The 16,972-nt window shown below is 67.2% G+C and carries 17 protein-coding genes; 8 read left to right on the top strand and 9 right to left on the bottom strand.

All coding sequences use genetic code 11. The features are described from left to right. Positions 1-115 precede the first annotated feature (115 nt). A complete protein-coding gene (locus J2X58_RS18645) occupies positions 116-1,123 on the top strand; it encodes a LacI family DNA-binding transcriptional regulator (RefSeq protein ID WP_310050271.1) in 1,008 nt (335 codons plus the stop codon). Between the two features lie 21 nt (positions 1,124-1,144). On the opposite strand, the gene J2X58_RS18640 is transcribed toward J2X58_RS18645, so the two are convergent. After that, positions 1,145-2,263, bottom strand: coding sequence for a Gfo/Idh/MocA family oxidoreductase (locus tag J2X58_RS18640; RefSeq protein ID WP_310050269.1), 1,119 nt, complete (start codon positions 2,261-2,263; stop codon positions 1,145-1,147). A 143-nt stretch (positions 2,264-2,406) separates the two neighbouring features. On the opposite strand from J2X58_RS18640, the gene J2X58_RS18635 reads away from it, so the two are divergent. Next, positions 2,407-3,309, top strand: a complete 903-nt coding sequence (locus J2X58_RS18635) for a phytanoyl-CoA dioxygenase family protein (RefSeq protein ID WP_310050267.1) — start codon at positions 2,407-2,409, stop codon at positions 3,307-3,309. A 6-nt stretch (positions 3,310-3,315) separates the two neighbouring features. On the opposite strand, the gene J2X58_RS18630 is transcribed toward J2X58_RS18635, so the two are convergent. Next, on the bottom strand, positions 3,316-4,176 hold the full coding sequence (locus tag J2X58_RS18630) for an alpha/beta hydrolase (RefSeq protein ID WP_310050265.1): 861 nt from the start codon (positions 4,174-4,176) through the stop codon (positions 3,316-3,318). A gap of 39 nt (positions 4,177-4,215) precedes the next feature. Here J2X58_RS18630 and prmC point away from each other — a divergent pair, with 39 nt between their 5' ends. Beyond that, positions 4,216-5,037 carry a peptide chain release factor N(5)-glutamine methyltransferase gene (gene prmC, locus J2X58_RS18625; RefSeq protein WP_310050263.1) on the top strand — a complete coding sequence of 274 codons (822 nt, stop codon included), beginning with the start codon at positions 4,216-4,218 and terminating at the stop codon, positions 5,035-5,037. Positions 5,038-5,123: 86 nt separating this feature from the next. On the opposite strand, the gene J2X58_RS18620 is transcribed toward prmC, so the two are convergent. Continuing rightward, positions 5,124-5,510 carry a hypothetical protein gene (locus J2X58_RS18620; RefSeq protein ID WP_143070515.1) on the bottom strand — a complete coding sequence of 129 codons (387 nt, stop codon included), beginning with the start codon at positions 5,508-5,510 and terminating at the stop codon, positions 5,124-5,126. Between the two features lie 213 nt (positions 5,511-5,723). On the opposite strand from J2X58_RS18620, the gene J2X58_RS18615 reads away from it, so the two are divergent. Both J2X58_RS18615 and J2X58_RS18610 read left to right on the top strand, forming a co-directional pair. Further along, complete coding sequence (locus J2X58_RS18615) at positions 5,724-5,987, top strand: hypothetical protein (RefSeq protein ID WP_175472824.1); 264 nt, start codon at positions 5,724-5,726, stop codon at positions 5,985-5,987. Between the two features lie 45 nt (positions 5,988-6,032). Beyond that, positions 6,033-6,377, top strand: a complete 345-nt coding sequence (locus J2X58_RS18610) for a hypothetical protein (protein WP_310050258.1) — start codon at positions 6,033-6,035, stop codon at positions 6,375-6,377. Positions 6,378-6,424: 47 nt separating this feature from the next. On the opposite strand, the gene dxs is transcribed toward J2X58_RS18610, so the two are convergent. Both dxs and J2X58_RS18600 read right to left on the bottom strand, forming a co-directional pair. Next, positions 6,425-8,320 carry a 1-deoxy-D-xylulose-5-phosphate synthase gene (gene dxs / locus J2X58_RS18605; RefSeq protein ID WP_090180809.1) on the bottom strand — a complete coding sequence of 632 codons (1,896 nt, stop codon included), beginning with the start codon at positions 8,318-8,320 and terminating at the stop codon, positions 6,425-6,427. Between the two features lie 239 nt (positions 8,321-8,559). Continuing rightward, positions 8,560-9,168 carry an HNH endonuclease gene (locus tag J2X58_RS18600; RefSeq protein WP_254779197.1) on the bottom strand — a complete coding sequence of 203 codons (609 nt, stop codon included), beginning with the start codon at positions 9,166-9,168 and terminating at the stop codon, positions 8,560-8,562. A gap of 266 nt (positions 9,169-9,434) precedes the next feature. Between J2X58_RS18600 and J2X58_RS18595 the strand changes: the two genes are divergently transcribed. Then, positions 9,435-10,193, top strand: coding sequence for a SapC family protein (locus J2X58_RS18595; RefSeq protein ID WP_090055147.1), 759 nt, complete (start codon positions 9,435-9,437; stop codon positions 10,191-10,193). Positions 10,194-10,265: 72 nt separating this feature from the next. Here the strand turns inward: J2X58_RS18595 and J2X58_RS18590 are convergent, their stop codons facing one another. From J2X58_RS18590 to J2X58_RS18580, 3 genes are all read right to left on the bottom strand, one after another. Then, positions 10,266-10,742: a GNAT family N-acetyltransferase gene (locus J2X58_RS18590; protein ID WP_310050254.1), complete on the bottom strand. Its 477-nt coding sequence runs from the start codon at positions 10,740-10,742 to the stop codon at positions 10,266-10,268. A 107-nt stretch (positions 10,743-10,849) separates the two neighbouring features. Further along, a complete protein-coding gene (locus J2X58_RS18585; RefSeq protein ID WP_310050251.1) occupies positions 10,850-12,622 on the bottom strand; it encodes an acyl-CoA dehydrogenase C-terminal domain-containing protein in 1,773 nt (590 codons plus the stop codon). A gap of 32 nt (positions 12,623-12,654) precedes the next feature. Continuing rightward, entirely contained in the window at positions 12,655-13,155 is a 501-nt protein-coding gene (locus tag J2X58_RS18580) for a hypothetical protein (RefSeq protein ID WP_310050250.1), read from the bottom strand. 146 nt (positions 13,156-13,301) lie between these two features. Between J2X58_RS18580 and J2X58_RS18575 the strand changes: the two genes are divergently transcribed. Both J2X58_RS18575 and J2X58_RS18570 read left to right on the top strand, forming a co-directional pair. After that, on the top strand, positions 13,302-13,781 hold the full coding sequence (locus J2X58_RS18575; protein ID WP_090055141.1) for an SET domain-containing protein-lysine N-methyltransferase: 480 nt from the start codon (positions 13,302-13,304) through the stop codon (positions 13,779-13,781). Positions 13,782-13,883: 102 nt separating this feature from the next. Then, positions 13,884-14,429 (top strand): type 1 glutamine amidotransferase domain-containing protein, encoded by a 546-nt coding sequence (locus J2X58_RS18570; protein ID WP_310050247.1) that lies wholly within the window; start codon positions 13,884-13,886, stop codon positions 14,427-14,429. A 339-nt stretch (positions 14,430-14,768) separates the two neighbouring features. On the opposite strand, the gene fusA is transcribed toward J2X58_RS18570, so the two are convergent. Then, on the bottom strand, positions 14,769-16,808 hold the full coding sequence (gene fusA, locus J2X58_RS18565) for an elongation factor G (protein WP_310050245.1): 2,040 nt from the start codon (positions 16,806-16,808) through the stop codon (positions 14,769-14,771). Between the last annotated feature and the right edge of the window lie 164 nt (positions 16,809-16,972).

The following is a 16,972-nucleotide window of genomic DNA, read 5'->3' as shown; positions in this document are numbered from 1 at the left end:
GTAGGAGCGGACCCGGCCGCGACAGCTCCTCGCGATGAGCCGCCGGCCCTTTTCGCACGGCGCAAGACCCCCACGCGGCCCGCTCCCGCCGCGCGACTGCGCTAACCTAGTTCGCATGAGCTTCCGTCCACCCGTTTCGCAACGCCCCACCGCTCGCGACGTCGCCGAGGCTGCGGGCGTGTCGATCTCCGCCGTGTCGCGCACCTTCACCGAAGGCGCCAGCGTCTCGGCGAAGACGCGCGAGCGAGTGCTCGAGGCCGCGGCGGCGCTCGGCTACCGACCGAACCAGCTCGCGCGCAGCCTCATGACCGGCCGCACGGAACTCATCGGCCTGGTCTCCAACCATTTCGCGAATCCCACTTTCATGGAGGTCTTCGACCTCTTCACCCGCGAACTCCAGGCACGGGGCCTTCGCCCGCTGCTGGCGAACCTCGGTGAGGGCGAGGACGGCAAGGCCGCGCTCGACATGCTTCGCCAGTACAGCGTCGATGCCGTGCTGATCGCCACTTCGGCGCCGCCGGCTGGTTTCGCCGCGTCGTGCCGGGCGGCGGGTCTGCCCGTGCTGCATGTGTTCGGGCGGGCGGGGCGCTCGTCCCCGGTGCCCGTGGCCACCGTCGATAACGTGGCGGGCGGTGGGCTCGTGGCGGGCGCGATGCGTGAGCGAGGCCTTCGGCGGCTCGCGTTCCTCGGAGGGTCGGCGCACGACGCCTCGACGATCGACCGCGAGAAGGGCTTCGCGGACGTCGCGCGCAAGCTCCTGCGCCAGACGATCCACGCCGGCAACTACACGCACGAGCACGGGCGCCTCGCGATGCACGCGCTGCTCGATCGCGACGACGACCTCGACGGTGTGTTCTGCGCCGACGACGTGCTGGCGATGGGCGCGATCGACGCGTGTCGCGAGCGCGGCGTGCGCGTGCCGGCAGACGTGAGCATCATCGGCTTCGACGACATGCCGCTCGCCGCGTGGGCCTCCTATTCGCTCACGACCGTGCGACAGCCCATCCACGACATGGTGCTCCATGCGATCGACCGCATCGTCGCGTGGATGGAACACCCCGATGCGGTGCCGCGCAGCAAGCTCTTTCCCTGCGAACTGGTGACCCGCGCGAGCCTGCGTTGACGCCAGCCGGGATTCGCCACGTCAAAGCGATACCCAGCGCCGTTCACGGTGCGACACCAGCGCGGCCGCGATCACGCGGTCGACCTCCAAGCCGTCGCGGAAGGTCGGCCACACGGCGTCGCCAGTGGCGATCGCCTGCAGGAAATCGCGCGCCTCGATCGTGATCTGCTCGTTGTAGCCGGTGCCGTGGCCGACGCCCTGGTTGAACGCGAGGTAGTCCGGGTGCGCCGGGCCCATCAACAGCTTCTGGAAACCGCGCCGCGCGGGTTCGCTTGACGCGTCGTACAGCCACAGCGCGTTCTGGTCTTCCTGGTCGAAATGGATCGCGCCGCGGGTTCCCGTGATGCGGTACGTGTAGCCCATCTTCCGGCCCGCGGCCATGCGGCTGAAGCTCAGGCTCCCACTCGCGCCGTTGGCGAAGCGCAGCAGCATCTGGCCCTGGTCGTCGTTCTCCACCGCCTCGGGTCCGTCCGGACCCTCCCGCATCGGTTGAACGATCGCCAGGTCGGCGACCAGGCTCTCGATGGGCCCGACCAGTCTCAGGCAGGCGTTGACGATGTGCGTCGCGACGTCGCCAAGCGCGCCCGCCTCGGTTCCCGTGGCGATCCGCGTGCGCCACGAGGCCGGCAGCGACGGATCGTGCAGGTAATCTTCGACGTGCTCGGCCGTCACCTGGATCACGTCGCCGATCTCCCCGGACGCGACGATCTGGCGGGCGAGCTGGCTCGCGGGCGTGCGGATATAGTTGAAGCCGACCATGTTGGGCAATCGCGCGATCTCGACGGCCTCGGCCATCACCAGCGATTCCTCCGCCGTCGCGCCGAGCGGCTTCTCGCAGAACACCGGCTTCCCGGCCGCGACGCAGGCCAGCACCATCGGCAGGTGCGTGCGCGGCGGCGTGGCGATCACGACGGCGTCCACGCGCGGATCGTCGACCAGTTGCTTCCAGTCGCCGGTCGATCGCGTCCAGCCCCAGCGGGCGGCCACCTCGGCGGCACCCGCGGCGGTGGAGGTCGCGATCATCTCGCACACCGGTCGCATCGGCGTGTCGAAGGCGGCCGCGACGCTCTGGAAGGCCAGCGTGTGCGCCTTGCCCATGTAACCGGCGCCGATCAGGCCGATGCGCAGCTCGTGCTTCAAGGCGAGTCTCCCATCCGTCGATGGCCCGACTCTACGTATGTTGCAGCGCAGTTTGCAAGCGCTTGCAAATCGGCCTAGCGTAGGTGCCGAACGTGCCAGCCATCGCCCTTCGACACGCCGCGGCCACGCGGCAGGAGCCCGCCATGAACGCCACCGCCCAGACCATGCGCTCGCCGTCGCATCCCATCCCCGTCTACACGGAGGACAACCTCGACACCGACGCGATCGTCCACGAGTTGCTCCGGGGCCTCGGCGCGGTCACGTTGCGCGGCCTGTTCACCCCGGCCGAAATCGCCGAGGCGCGCGACATCGTGATGCGTGAATCGAACCGGGACGAGAAAGGCGGCAAGGTCACGCATTTCCAGGGCGACGCGGAGCGCGCCGGACGCATCAACCTGCAGCGCCGCGTGTGGAACCTGCTGGCCAAGGGCGAGATCTTCTCCCGCATGGCCGCCCATCCCGCCATCATGAAAGTCATGCGCGCCTTCATCGGCAGCGAATTCATCATGGGATCGATCGCGGCGAACCGCATCCTTCCGGGCGGTCCGGGCCAGGAACCGCATATCGATTATCCGTACTGGGACTTCCATTCGCCGCAGACGCATCCGGCGCTGATCAACTCCAGTTTCGCCCTGAACGCGCAGGCGACCATCATGCTCGACCCCTTCACCGAGGAAACGGGCGCCACCGCGTTCGTCCCCGGCAGCCAGCGCGAGCTGCATTACCCTGACGAAAGCGATCGTTTCTTCGAGCGCTGCGAGCGCATGCTCGGCGAGCCGGGCGACACGGTCCTGTTCTTCGGTGCGGTGTGGCATTGCGCGATGCCGAACCGCAGCAGCATCGATCGCTCGGCGATCATCACGCAGTACCTGCCGAAGTTCGTCAAACCGATGGAAGACCTGCCCGCCGCGCTGCCCGAGGCGTTCGTGAAGAACGCGAGCGCGGACATCCGCCAGTTGCTGGGACTGAACTATCCGTATCCCGAAGTCCTCGACGCGGCGCGTGGCGGCAACGCGGAGGGGCGCGACGTCATGAAGCAGCGCTGATCGAAACTACGGCCGCGGCGGATTCGTCCTGCTTCGGATGAAGGTCACGACGTCCCGCATCACCGGCGCCTCCTCGTGCAATGGCCCCAGGGCGAACAGCAGCCTCTCGTGGCCCAGCTTCGGGTAGAGCTTCAGCTCGACCGGCTCACCCATCTGACGGTAGCGGCCCTCCATGGCGATGGCTTCGGAAGGAAACACGATGGTGTCGGCTTCACCCTGCAGGAGCAGGGCGGGCGGTTCGTCGCCATCGACGAAGTTGATCGGTTGCGATCGCGCCTGTTCCTGGCGCGTGGAGCCGAACATGTCGATGAAGTCGGGGTCGTCGAGGGGAAGGAAATCGTATGCGCCCGCGACGCCGATCCAGCCCGCCAGGTCACGGGGCTTCATGCCCACCCCGGCAAGCCGCTGTTTGTCGGTCGCGAGCATCGCCGCGATGTGGCCGCCGGCCGAATGCCCCATCACGAACAGGCGTGCGGGATCGCCGCCGTAGTCCGCGGCGTGGTCGCGCGCCCAGCGCACGGCCTCGGCGCCGTCGTGCAGGAAGCCGTCCATGCGTGTCTTCGGCCAGAGACGATAATCGGCGACGACCGCGACGATCCCCTGCGTCGCCAGCGCCTGGCCGAGCCAGCGATACCATTCGCGCTTGCCGTGCATCCAGCTGCCGCCGAAGAAGTAGACGACCACCGGTGCGTGGTCGGCATGTTCGGGGGCATACACGTCGAGTTTCAGGTCATGCGCGGCATCGTACACGTTGTCGCGATGGGCCACGACGCCGGCCGAGGGCTGCCGCGCGTTGACGGCCGCGAAGAACGTCGCCTGGCAGCCGCCGAGGGCGAGGAGGGTGGCGAGCAGGAGAGGAAGGCGCATCGGCGCATTGTAGGAGCGGCCAGCGGATAGAATCCGTGCATGACCGATATTCGTACGATCCTGCGCGAGGCCGCCGAGATACTCGGCGAACGCCTCGAGGCCGAACTCCTCCTCGCGCACGCGCTGGGCGTCGATCGTGCGTGGTTCTTCGCTCATGCGGACGATACGGCGGATGCGGAGGGCATGGCGCGGTTCGACGCGCTCGTGCGTCGACGCGCGGCAGGGGAGCCCATCGCCTATATCACCGGCCATCGCGATTTCTGGTCGCTGTCCCTCGAAGTCACGCCGGCGACGCTCATCCCGCGGCCGGAAACGGAGTTGCTGGTCGAGCTGGCGGTCGCGCGCCTGCCGCAGGGTGGCCGGGTCGTGGACCTGGGCACCGGTAGCGGCGCCATTGCGCTCGCCATCGCGAAGGAACGTCCCGACGCCGACGTCACGGCCGTGGACGCGAGCGAAGCGGCGCTCGCGGTCGCGTCACGCAACGCCGTCGCCCTCGGGCTCCAGCGTGTGACCTTCGCTCACGGCGACTGGCTCGCGCCGCTCGAAGGGCGGCGCTTCGACCTGATCGTCAGCAACCCGCCATACATCGAATCCGACGACCCGCACCTCGCGCAGGGCGACCTGCGTTTCGAGCCGGCCACGGCGCTCGCCTCGGGCGCCGATGGGCTCGACGACATCCGTCGCATCGCCGCCGCCGCGGGCGCGCATCTGGAGCCGGGCGGCTGGCTGCTCCTCGAGCACGGCTGGCAGCAGGGCGAGGCAGTGCGCGCTGTGCTCGTGGCGATGGGGTTCGCCGACGTGTTCACCGCCACCGACCTCGAAGACCGCGACCGGGTCAGTGGCGGTCGATTCGCGAACTAGTTTGCTCAGGCCGTCAGTCAGTACCCGCCGTCGCGATTACTGGTCGAAAACACAGCACTGACTTCACTGGCAGCGCTTCTGCCAACTCAGCGGCGGGTGGGATCGACGAACTCCTGGAGCTTCTGACCCCACGGACTCTCCGCAGGACAGATCATCGTCCCGCGCGAGGATTTGAGGCAGGCGCGAAGCCCAGCGACGATCTGAGCGACTTCCTTTCTCTGAGCATCGGAATAGGTCGCGAAGACATGCAGTCGCATCCGTTTGTCATCGCGCGGCACGATGACGATGTCCAGCCGGGTCTTGCCATCGCGTTTATCCAGGAACACCTGAGCGTCAGCCTCTTTCGATGTGAGCTCGAGCGCGGCTTTCGCCTCGGGTAGTCGAGGCGCATCTCCCAGATATGCCGACAGGATCAACTCGCCAGCACTTCTGAAGCTGTAAATTCCGTAGTCGGCAGGAACCTCGTAGGTCACGGACATGCTTTCTGGAAGTCGAACACATCCGAGGGTCATGTAGACATCACACGGGTAACGCCACCGAGTCATTTGTCCGAGTACAGGGTGAGCGATTCCGAGCGAAACTGCGCACGCAGCGATAGCGGATAGAAGAAGCGGTCTTCTCATTTTTCCACACGCTGAACATTGTGATGGCTGTTGATGATTGTTTCGACAGTCGCAGAGTCGACAATGCCCGGCACTCTGTTCATGATGCCATCCTCGAATTCATCGTTCATCGCTGCGGGCGGTACTCTGATGCCGAATGCTCTTCGTCCGAGCGGGGTATGGCATGCTGGGCTGCTTCGCGCTCTTGATCTGCTAGTCGATCGCGATGTTCGCGTGTTCGGTGTCGAAGGTTTCCACCTTTCGGGAGCGCGACTGATCAAAGCCGCGATCGGTCGAGAGCTCGACAGGCATCTCGTCTACGATCTCGTAACAACGGTGGGCGAATAACCGTCTCGATGCGTATCACTGTCCGAAGCCAAGCATTCATCCGCCATGACGCATCGATATATCGAGATACTGCATTCCCGGCTCTGCGACGCAGCCGCGGTTTACATCCAGCCGGGCGCCGATCGTGAGGCCTATCTGGACGGTTTGGCAGCCACGATTCGAGAGCATTCGTGCGAGCCTTTTCAGATCAGCGCGGAGGTCACCGCGCCGGGGTTCCCCGACGCGGATATCGGAACGATTCAGTCCGGTTGGTGTGTCGCTCACGACGCCGGTTATTGGCTCGTATATCAGCCCGAAAGGGATCGCTACTGTTGTTTTTGGGGGACGGACGTAACGGCGCTGGGCGCACCGGGCATCTATGGCGAGCCGTTGTATTGCTGGTCGGCGTGATCCGTTGGGCTCCCACCCGAAGGTAGGGTGGGAGCGGCTTCCCGGACTTAGCCGGCGCTGGCGACCGGCGAGGCGACGAACTGCGGGAAGCGGGCGCGGATGGCGCTGCGGATCTGGGGCAGGTCGAGGCCGGCCATCGTGAGCACTTCCTCGCGGCTGCCGTGCTCCAGGTACGCGTCGGGCAGGCCGAGGTGCTGGACGGGCAGCGTGATGCCGTGGGCGGCGAGGAGTTCGGCGACCGCCGCGCCGGCACCGCCGGCGACGGCGTTGTCTTCGATCGTGACGAACGCCTCGTGCGTGCGTGCGAGCTCGAGGATCAGTTCCTCGTCGAGCGGCTTCACGAAACGCATGTTGATCAGCGTGGCGTCGACCTCCGCCGCGATGACGGCCGCCGGGGCGAGCATGGTGCCGAAGGAGAGGATCGCCAGGCCGTGGTGGCCGCGACGACGCACTTCCGCCTTGCCGATGGGATACGTATCGAGCGTGGTGGACAGCTTCGCGCCCGGGCCAGTACCGCGCGGGTAGCGCACGACGGCCGGGCCGTCGTAGTGGAAGCCCGTGCTGAGCATGGTGCGGCATTCGTTCTCGTCGGCCGGCGCCATGATCACCATGTTGGGCAGGCAACGCATGAACGAGAGATCGAAGCTACCGGCATGCGTGGCACCGTCCGGGCCGACGACGCCCGCGCGATCGACCGCGAAGACGACGTCGAGGTTCTGCAGGGCGACGTCGTGGATGGCCTGGTCGTACGCGCGTTGCAGGAACGACGAGTAGATCGCGACCACGGGCTTCGCGCCCTCGACCGCCATGCCCGCGGCGAGCGTCACGGCGTGCTGTTCCGCGATGGCGACGTCGAAATACCGCTGCGGGTATTCCTTCGAGAAGCGGACGAGGCCGGAGCCTTCGCGCATCGCCGGCGTGATGCCGAGCAGGCGCTCGTCGGCGGCCGCCATGTCGCAGAGCCAGTCGCTGAAGATGTCCGTGTACGTCGGCTTGGCCGGCGCGGTCTTCTTCACGAGGCCGGCCACGGGGTCGAACGGACCGACGGCGTGGTATTCGATCTGTGCCTTTTCGGCAGGTTCGTAGCCCTTGCCCTTCGTGGTCATCACGTGGAGCAGCTGCGGGCCGGGAAGCGCCTTCACCGTCTCCAGCGCGTTCACCAGCTGGGCCATGTTGTGGCCGTCGATCGGGCCGGTGTAGTGGAAGCCCAGTTCCTCGAACAGCGTGGACGGCACGAACATGCCCTTGGCGTGTTCCTCCCAGCGCTTGAAGAAGCGGCCGAAGAAGGACTCGCGCGGCATCGCCTTCTTGGCGCGTTCGCGCCAGGCGTTGAGCGTGCGGCTGGACATCGCGCGCGCCATCATCTTGGTCATCGCGCCGACGTTTTCGCTGATCGACATCCCGTTGTCGTTGAGGATCACGAGCATGTTCGGCTCGACGTCGCCGCCGTGGTTCAGCGCCTCGAACGCCATGCCCGCGGTCATCGCGCCGTCGCCGATCACGGCCACGACCTTGCGCGGGTCGCCGCGACGCTGCAGCGCGATGGCCATGCCGAGCGCGGCGGAGATCGAGGTCGACGAGTGACCGACGCCGAAGGTGTCGTACTCGCTTTCCTCGCGACGCGGGAACGGCGCGAGGCCGTCCTTCTTCTTGATCGTGGTGATGCGGTCGCGGCGGCCCGTCAGGATCTTGTGCGGGTAGCACTGGTGCCCGACGTCCCAGACCAGGCGATCGCGCGGCGTCTCGAAGACGTGGTGCAGGGCGACGGTCAGCTCGACGACGCCCAGGCCCGCGCCGAAATGCCCGCCCGACGATGCCACCGCCTCGATCAGGTACCGGCGCAGTTCATCGGCGATGGCCGGCAATTCGTCCGTCGGGAAACGGCGGAGATCCTCCGGCGAGTCGATCTGCGCCAGATAAGGGTAGCGGGAGAGGTCGTTCATCCGCCTATTGTTCGCCTAGCGGGGTGGCGGGGCAAGGGACGGGGCGTGAACGGGGGGAGATGCAATGGAGGTGGGGGATGGGAAGGGGGTGGGGGATGGGAAGTGGGGGCGCAGTTCCGGCGGACGCTCGAGGGGGCCGGCGGCGTTAGGCAGGCCGTATCGCCCGCCGGGCGCCTCCGGCCCCCTCGAGCGTCCGTCGGATGGCGCCCCCATTTCCCATCTCCCAACTCCGGGAGCCCTCAACCCGGCCGCCGGTCCCGCGGCAGGTGGCTGACCAGGAACTCCATCTGGTCCGCGAGGATGTTGCGGTTGGAGAGGATCAGGTGCTCGACCCAGCTGGGGCGGTAGGGCACGGCCAAGAGGGGCATGTTCGCCTGCTGCGGGGTGCGGTTGCTCTTGCGCAGGTTGCAGGCCAGGCAGGCGCTGACCACGTTTTCCCACTCGTCGGCGCCCCGCTTGGACAGGGGGACGACGTGGTCGCGGGTCAGTTCGTGGCGCGTGTACTGGTGCCCGCAGTAGAGGCAGATGTGCCGGTCGCGGGCGAAGAGCGCGGTGTTGGTCAGGGCGGGTGCGGGGTCGATCGCGTGCTCGCGGCAGTGCCCCGTGCTGGCGACGATCGGGTGGAGGTCGAGGCTGCTACGCAGGCCGTTGGCCCGGCTGATGCCGCCGCGCACCGTCACGCAGGGATCGCCCAGGGTCCAGGCCACGACGCCGCGGACATACAGGCAAACGGCGTCCTGCCAGCTGATCCAGTCCAGGATCCGACCCGCCGCGTCCAGGGAAAGCACCCGCGTCGCGTGCAGCGCGGTCACCCTGGGCAGGTCTTCGTGGAGCACTTCCATCGTCATCGGGTCTCGTCCTTCACATATGCGAAAGAGCGTTCCAGCAAGCCGAACTCCGTGCGGACCGGTCGTCCGGTCCAGGCCACAAGGGCCCCTTTGGCCCGAGCATAGCCCATATCCATGACGGAAAAGAATCTCGCAGGTACGCTTCTTGCGGGGCTTTTCCTGTCACCGGCCGCTGCTATAGTGGGGATTCGCATTCGAAGCCCGGCGGGTTTGGAAGGGGGGCCGGGGTGGCTTCCCAGGTCCGGCGGGTCCATGAGGGTTACACAGTGGCAGAAGTGCTTTTCTACGAGCGTCCGGTTCCCCTGAACCGCACCGCCCACCGCGACCTGCGCCTTAAGGCCGTGAACAACATCCGTTTCGCCGCCGCCGCGCACTCCGTGCCGCTGACCGGCGTCGAATTCGCGCCGGCCGCGCGCGACTTCCCGATCCTCTTCGCGGGCAACTCGATCGAAGAGGCCGGCCCGATGGCCCTGCTCGGTCTTCGCCAGGGCGAGAACCTGCTCGTCGGCGACAACGGTTTCTGGGAGACCGGCGTCTACATCCCGGCCTTCGTGCGCCGCTATCCGTTCGTGCTGGCCGAGAAGCCGGCCGGCTCCGAGGGCGACGATTTCACCGTGTTCCTCGACGAGGCCTATGAAGGCTTCAGCAACGAGGAAGGCGAGCGCCTGTTCAACGAGGACGGCACCGATGCGCCGGCCCTGACCAACGCCGTGAACTTCCTCGGCGAGTTCCAGGACCACGTGTCCCGCACGCAGTGGTTCATGGGCAAGCTGCGCGAGCACGACCTGCTCGAGCCGCGCACGGTCACGCTGCAGAAGGAAGGCAAGGGCATCAACCTCAACGGCCTCTTCGTGATCAACGAAGAGAAGCTGCGCGCCCTCGACGAGAAGACTGCCCACGAGTTCCTGCGTGAAGGCGCGTTCGGCTGGATCTACGCGCACCTCGTGTCGCTGGCCAACATCGACCGCATGGCCGCCCGCCTCGACGAGCGCGAGCGCAAGGAAGAGACGACGGTCAAGTCGTAACTTTCCCCGGTCCGCCGGAAACGAAAAGGCCGCGAGCGATCGCGGCCTTTTTCGTTGGAGCGACGCCGGTGCTCAACGCACCGGCTTGGCCATGCGCATCAGGTCGGTGTCGAACCCGTAATTGCGGTACAGACGCTGCGCGTGCTCGTTGCCCGGCAACACCGCGAGGGTGACGAACTGGCAGCGATGTTCCTTCGCCCAGCTGTACGCGTGGTCGAGCAGCACCTTGCCGACGCCCGCGCCCTCGAAGGCCTCCGCCACCGCGATGTCGGAGATGTGGCAGTTGTCGCGATGGGTGAAGAAATCCTTGGTCTTCTGGATGTGCACGAAGCCGACGGCGTCGCCGTCTTCGTTCTCCGCCACGAAGATGTAGCTGTTCGACGGCTGCTCGTCGAGGTGTTTGACCAGATCGGCCTCGATGCCCTTGAGGCAGTCGGTCCGCGTTCGTCCGTTGGGCAGCGGAAAGTTGATGAAACGAGGGACGAGGCCAAGGATGAAGTCGTCATCGTCGCTTTCGGCGAGACGGATCAGGAACGTCGAGTCGCTCATCGGGTCGGGCACCGTCTCGGTGGGAAGTCGGGGCGAAACCTTTTTCTACACCCTCGGGGTTTCCGGCGGAAGCCCCGAGGACGATTCTCTGGATCGATGCGACGTGCTCAGAGCACCTCGGGCAGGGTCGCGACGCCGGCTTCGATCGCCGCCTTGTGCACATGGATGCGGGGCAGGATGCGGGTGAAGTAGAACGTGGCGGTGTCACGCTTGGCCTGGCGGCGCTCGGTGGCGAGGCTGCCACCCTCGGTGGCGAGGACGCTGCGGGCCCAGAAATAGGCCAGCGTCACGTAGCCGGAGAAGTACAGGTAATCGACCGCGGCGGCGCCCAGTTCCTCCGGGTTGCCCTGCGCCGTCTGCGCGATCGCCTGCGTGAGGTCGCCCCACGTCTTCGCCGCGACGGCCAGCGGGCCGATGAAGGCGCGGACGCTGTCGTTGGCCTGGTTCGCCTGGCAGAACGCCGAGATCTCGCCGAGGAAATGCTTCAGGCCGGCGCCCTGCAGCTGCATGATCTTGCGGCCGAGCAGGTCGAGCGCCTGGATCTGCGTGGTGCCCTCGTAGAGGGTGATGATGCGGGCGTCGCGAACGTACTGCTCCATGCCGTGCTCGGCGATGTAGCCGTGGCCGCCGAAGATCTGCAGCGCTTCCTTGGTGCACTCCTGCGCGGCTTCGGTGAGCAGGCCCTTGGCGATCGGGATGAGGAACGAGAGCAGCTCGTCCGCCGTCCTGCGCGCGCCGGCGTCCGGGTGACGCGCCGCGATGTCGCTCTGCAGGCCGGCGTACACGGCGAGCACCCGGCCGCCCTCGACGAACGCGCGCTGCGTGAGCAGCATGCGGCGGACGTCCGGATGCACGGTGATCGGGTCGGCCGGCTTGTCCGGCGACTTCGCGCCCGAAAGCGCGCGCATCTGCAGGCGCTCGCGGGCGTAGGCGAGGCTGCGCTGGAGCGCCCGCTCGGAAACGCCAAGGCCCTGCACGCCGACGCCGAGGCGCGCGGCGTTCATCATGGTGAACATGGCCATCAGGCCCTTGTGCGGCGGGCCGATGAGCCAGCCCTGCGCGTCGTCGAAGTTCATGACGCAGGTGGCCGAGCCCTTGATGCCCATCTTGTGCTCGATGGCGCCGGCGGCGAGCGAGTTGCGCTCGCCCGCGTTGCCGTCGCGGTCCACGCGGAACTTCGGCACCACCAGCATGGAGATGCCGCGGCTGCCGGCCGGTGCGTCGGGCAAGCGTGCGAGCACGAGATGCACGATGTTGTCGGCGAAGTCGTGCTCGCCGGCGGAGATGAAGATCTTGGTGCCGGCGACGCGGTAGCTGCCGTCGTCGTTGGGTTCCGCGCGCGTCTTCAGCAGGCCCAGATCGGAGCCGGCCTGCGGCTCGGTGAGGCACATGGTGCCCGTCCACTGGCCGTCCACGAGGCGCTTGAGGAAGACCTGCTTCTGCCAGTCGTCGCCGTGGTGCTCGATCGCGTCGATGGCGCCGTGCGACAGCAGGGGATAGATGCCCCAGGCGAGGTTGGCGGAGTCGATCATCTCCTTCGCGAGCACGCCGACCGTGGCCGGCAGGCCCTGGCCGCCCGACGCTTCGCTGGCCGTGAGTCCCGTCCAGCCGCCGTCGGCATACTGGCGATAGGCCTCCCGGAAGCCCTTCGGCGTGGTCACCGAGGCGGTCGCCTTGTCGTAGTGGCAGCCCTCGGCGTCGCCGGACGCGTTGAGGGGGGACAGTACCTGCTCGGTGAAACGCGCGGCTTCCTCGATCACGGCATCGATCAACTCGCGGTTGTGCGCCTCGCCGCCATCGAGGCCGGTCAGCACGGCTTCGGCGCCGAGTACGTCGTAGAGCGCGAAGCGCATGTCGTCGAGCGGGGCTTTGTACGTCATGGAATGTCCTGGGCTGGCGCGGGTGTGGCGGATCAGGGCGAGCGGTAGGTGTCGGGAATGCCGGGCACCGGCGAGAGCCAGTTCTTGCCCTGCACGGGGAAGGAACGCGACTCCTTCTCTTTCTCCGGCGTGGCGGTGATGCGGCCGTCGATGGCGTAGGGCAGGGCGCCGGAGCTGCCCTTGGCGGCGAGTTCCTCCAGCGCCTTCGACATCTCGGGCGTGGGCAGCAGGTCGATGGTCGCGACGTCGGCCGCGAAGGACGGGATGTCCTGGTCGACCCGGGCGTCGAGCAGCACGCCGCCCAGATCGCCGACGCGCAGCGTGCCCTGGAAGGTTTCGAACGACATGCCGCCGTAGCTGTTGTTGCGGATGCGCAGGGTCACGTGCCAGACGCCGCCCGGTTTCGCGGTGACTTCCTGCAGCGAGACGGCCGGCGGGAACACGCTTTTCTTCGGCGGGCCGCACGCGGCGAGCAGGGCGACGCCGGCGATCAGCGCGGCGCGAACGAGGGGGTGTCGGATGATCGGAGTCATTCCCTTAGGCTTCCGGCGTGGTCGAACGGTCGTTCGATGGTAGCGCCGGGTGGACCGCCAGTGCGAGGGACACGTTTGAAACGCGGTTCCCAAGCGGCGGCCGAGCAGGCATCATCGAAGATTGTCCCCTTCGATCACCGGAAACCATGTCCCGACGCATCGCCGCACGACGTTCGCCCATCCACGGAAATGGCGTGTTCGCCACCGCACCGATCAAGGCCGGCGAGGAGATCGTCGAGTACAAGGGCGATCGCATCACCCACGCACAGGCCGACAAGCGCTACGGCGACGGCGGCGAGACGGGCCACACGTTCCTGTTCACGCTCAACGAGAAGTACATCGTCGACGGCAACAGCAACGGCAACACCGCGCGCTGGATCAACCACGGGTGCGAGCCGAACTGCCAGGCGCTGATCGAGGAAGCCGTCGAAGGCAAGCCGTCGAAGCACGATCGCGTGATCATCGAGGCGATCCGCGACATCGCCCCGGGCGAGGAACTCACCTACGACTACGGCATCACGCTGGACATGCCGCACACCGCGCGCCTGAAGAAGATCTGGGCCTGCCTGTGCGGTTCGCCCAACTGCATCGGCACGATGCTGAAGCCGAAAAAGAAGGGCGCGTAAGGTTCGTTCACGTTTGCCCATGGTGTGCCGACGGCGACGCGACGCGACGGTCATCCGTCGGGGTCGATCCTGTGGGGACCTTTCCTCCCCACGGAGATCCCCATGGCAGACAAACGACTCGACGGACGCCGCATCGCGGTGCTGGCTACCGATGGCTTCGAACAGGTCGAACTGACCGAACCGAAGCGCCTGCTGGAAGAAGCGGGCGCGACGGTGGACGTGATCGCTCCGGGCGACGCCCAGCGCATCAAGGGCTGGGACGTGAAGGACTGGGGCGAGGACGTTCCGGTGGACGTCCAGCTCGACAAGGCCGACGCCGGCCGTTATGACGCCCTCGTGTTGCCGGGTGGTGTCATCAATCCCGACAACCTTCGTACCGACGAGAAGGCGCTCGCCTTCGTGAAGACCTTCGCGCAGGCGAACAAGCCGGTGGCGGCGATCTGCCATGGGCCTTGGACCCTGATCAATGCCGGGCTCGTCAAGGGCAAGAAGGTCACGTCGTGGCCGTCGCTGAAGGAGGACCTCACCAACGCGGGCGCGAACTGGGAAGACAGCCAGGTGGTGAAGGACGGCAACTTCATCACGAGCCGCAAGCCGGACGACATCCCGGCGTTCACGAACGCGCTGATCGACACGCTGGCGGCGTGATCGCGGCAAGGCCGGGCGGCTTGCGCCGCCCGGATCGCCGATACGATCGGCTCCCACCGTCGCCTCAGTCATCCTCCCTCCGTTTCCAGCACGATTGCCTCATGCCGGTGGGAGCCGATCGTATCGGCGATCCCGCGGCAGCGGGCCCGATCGCCTCAGTCATCCTCCCTCCGTTTCCAACATGATTGCCTCATGCCGGTGGGAGCCGATCGTATCGGCGATTCCCGCGGCAGCGGGCCCGATCGCCTCAGTCATCCTCCCTCCGTTTCCAGCACGATTGCCTCATGCCGGTGGGAGCCGATCGTATCGGCGATTCCCGCAGCAGCGGGCCCGATCGCCTCAGTCCTCTTCCACCTTCGGCTTCCACGCCTCGGCCAGCTTCTTCTGCACGCCGGGCGGCACCGTGTCGTAGTGACTGAACGCCATCGCGTAGCGCCCCTGTCCGCCCGTCATGGCCTTCAGCTGCGTCGGGTAGTCGACGAGTTCCGCGAGCGGCACGCGCGCCTTGATCAGCGTCTCCCCGCCGCGCAGCGAATCGGTGCCCATGATCTGCGCGCGTTTCGACGCCAGGCCGCCGGTGACGTCGCCGACGTGCTGATCGGCGATCGATACCTCCAGGTCGACGATGGGTTCGAGCACCTGCGGCCTCGCGCGCGATACCGCGTCGAGAAACGCCTTCCTCCCCGCGCTGATGAAGGCCACCTCCTTGGAATCGACCGGATGGTGCTTGCCGTCGTAAACGACCACGCGAACGTCCTGGATCGGGTAGCCGGCGATCGCACCCGCGTCGAGCGCCTGCCGCACGCCTTTCTCGATCGCCGGCATGAACTGGCCGGGAATGACGCCGCCCTTGGTCTCGTCGTCGAAGACGAAGCCCGCGCCGCGCTCCAGCGGCTCCACGCGCAGGAACACTTCGCCGAACTGGCCCGCGCCGCCGGTCTGCTTCTTGTGCCGGTGATGACCCTCGGCGCCCGCGCCCACCGTCTCGCGGTACGCGATGCGCGGCGTATGCGTGACCACGTCCACGTCGTAACGCGCCTTCATGCGTTCGAGCATCAGCTTCAGGTGCAGGTCGGACAGCCCGCGTACGACCGTCTCGTTGAGTTCCTTGTGGTGCTCGACGCGGAAGCAGGGATCCTCTTCCGCGAGCTTACCCAGTGCCTGCGAGAGTTTCTGTTCCTGCCCCTTGTGCGCCGGCTCGACGGCGAGGCCGTACATCGGCGCCGGATACGCGGCGGGCTCGAGGTGGATGCGTCCTTCGTCGGCGGCATCGTGCAGCACGGCGTCGAAATGGATGTCCTCGATCTTCGCCACGGCGGCGATGTCGCCCGGAAGGGCCTCGTCCACCTCGACGTGTTCTCGTCCCTTCAGCCGGAACAGGTGCGCGACCTTGAACGGCTTGCGGCCGTCGTCGACGAGCAGCTGGGCATCCTTGCGTACCGTGCCCTGCCAGACGCGGAAGACGCCCAGCTTGCCGACGAAAGGATCGTTGACGATCTTGAAGACGTCGGCGACGACGTGGCCGCTTTCGTCGGCGGCGATCGGGAACGGCGCACCCGCGGCGTCGCGGAACGGCGGCGGATTGGTTTCCTTCGGACAGGGCAGGATGCGCTCGACGAGTTCCAGCAGTTCGTCGACGCCGATGCCGTCGCGCGCGCCGGTGAACACGATGGGCACGAGGTGCCCGTCGCGCAGGCAGTGTTCGAGCGCGTCGCGCACTTCCGCCGCCGAGAGCGCCGATTCGCCCGCGTCGAGGTAGTGCTCCATCACCGCGTCGTCGATCTCCACCACCTGGTCGATGATGCGCTGGTGCGCCTCGCCGGGCGACGAGAAATCCGTGTCGCCCGCGGTCTGGAAGAAGGCGTCGCGTACCGCGTGCCCCTTCGACGCCGGCAGGTTGAGTGGAAGGCACTCGCTGCCGAATTCGTCGCGCAGCGCGTCGACGAGTCCGGGCAGATCGACGCCCTCGGCATCGATGCGGTTGACGATGAGGATGCGCGCGAGCCCGCGTTCCTTCGCGTGCGCCATCATGCTGCGCGTGCCGTGCTCGATGCCGTTGGCGGCGTTCACTACGATGGCGACGGTGTCGGCGGCGGCGAGCGCGGCGAGCGCCGGTCCGCGGAAGTCCGCGTAGCCGGGCGTGTCGAGGAGATGGATGCGGTAGCCGTTGCGTTCGATCGAGGCGATGGAGGCGTCGATCGAATGACCGCGCGCCTTTTCCATGGGATCGGTGTCGGAGACGGTGCTGCCGCGCTCGACGCTGCCGACGGCGGTGAGCGCGCCTCCGGCATGGAGCATGGCTTCGAACAGGGTGGTCTTTCCGGCGCCGGCATGGCCGGCGAGAGCGAGACTGCGGATGCGTTCCGTGGATGGCGACACGATGCGACCCTCCTTCAGTGAAGGGGACGCGTGGCGATTGCGGCGTCATGATCGGCGTCGCCCTCTCGCACACCTCCCCGGCGTTGCGATGGCGGGCCGTCACGGTCGTCCGGTGGCCTGGACGGTCATGGCGGTGGTTCGGGCGGGTGCCCGCTCCAAGCCTT

The organism is Luteibacter sp. 3190, assembly GCF_031456385.1.
GTDB lineage: Bacteria > Pseudomonadota > Gammaproteobacteria > Xanthomonadales > Rhodanobacteraceae > Luteibacter.
This window is presented reverse-complemented; position numbering and strand designations above follow the sequence as displayed.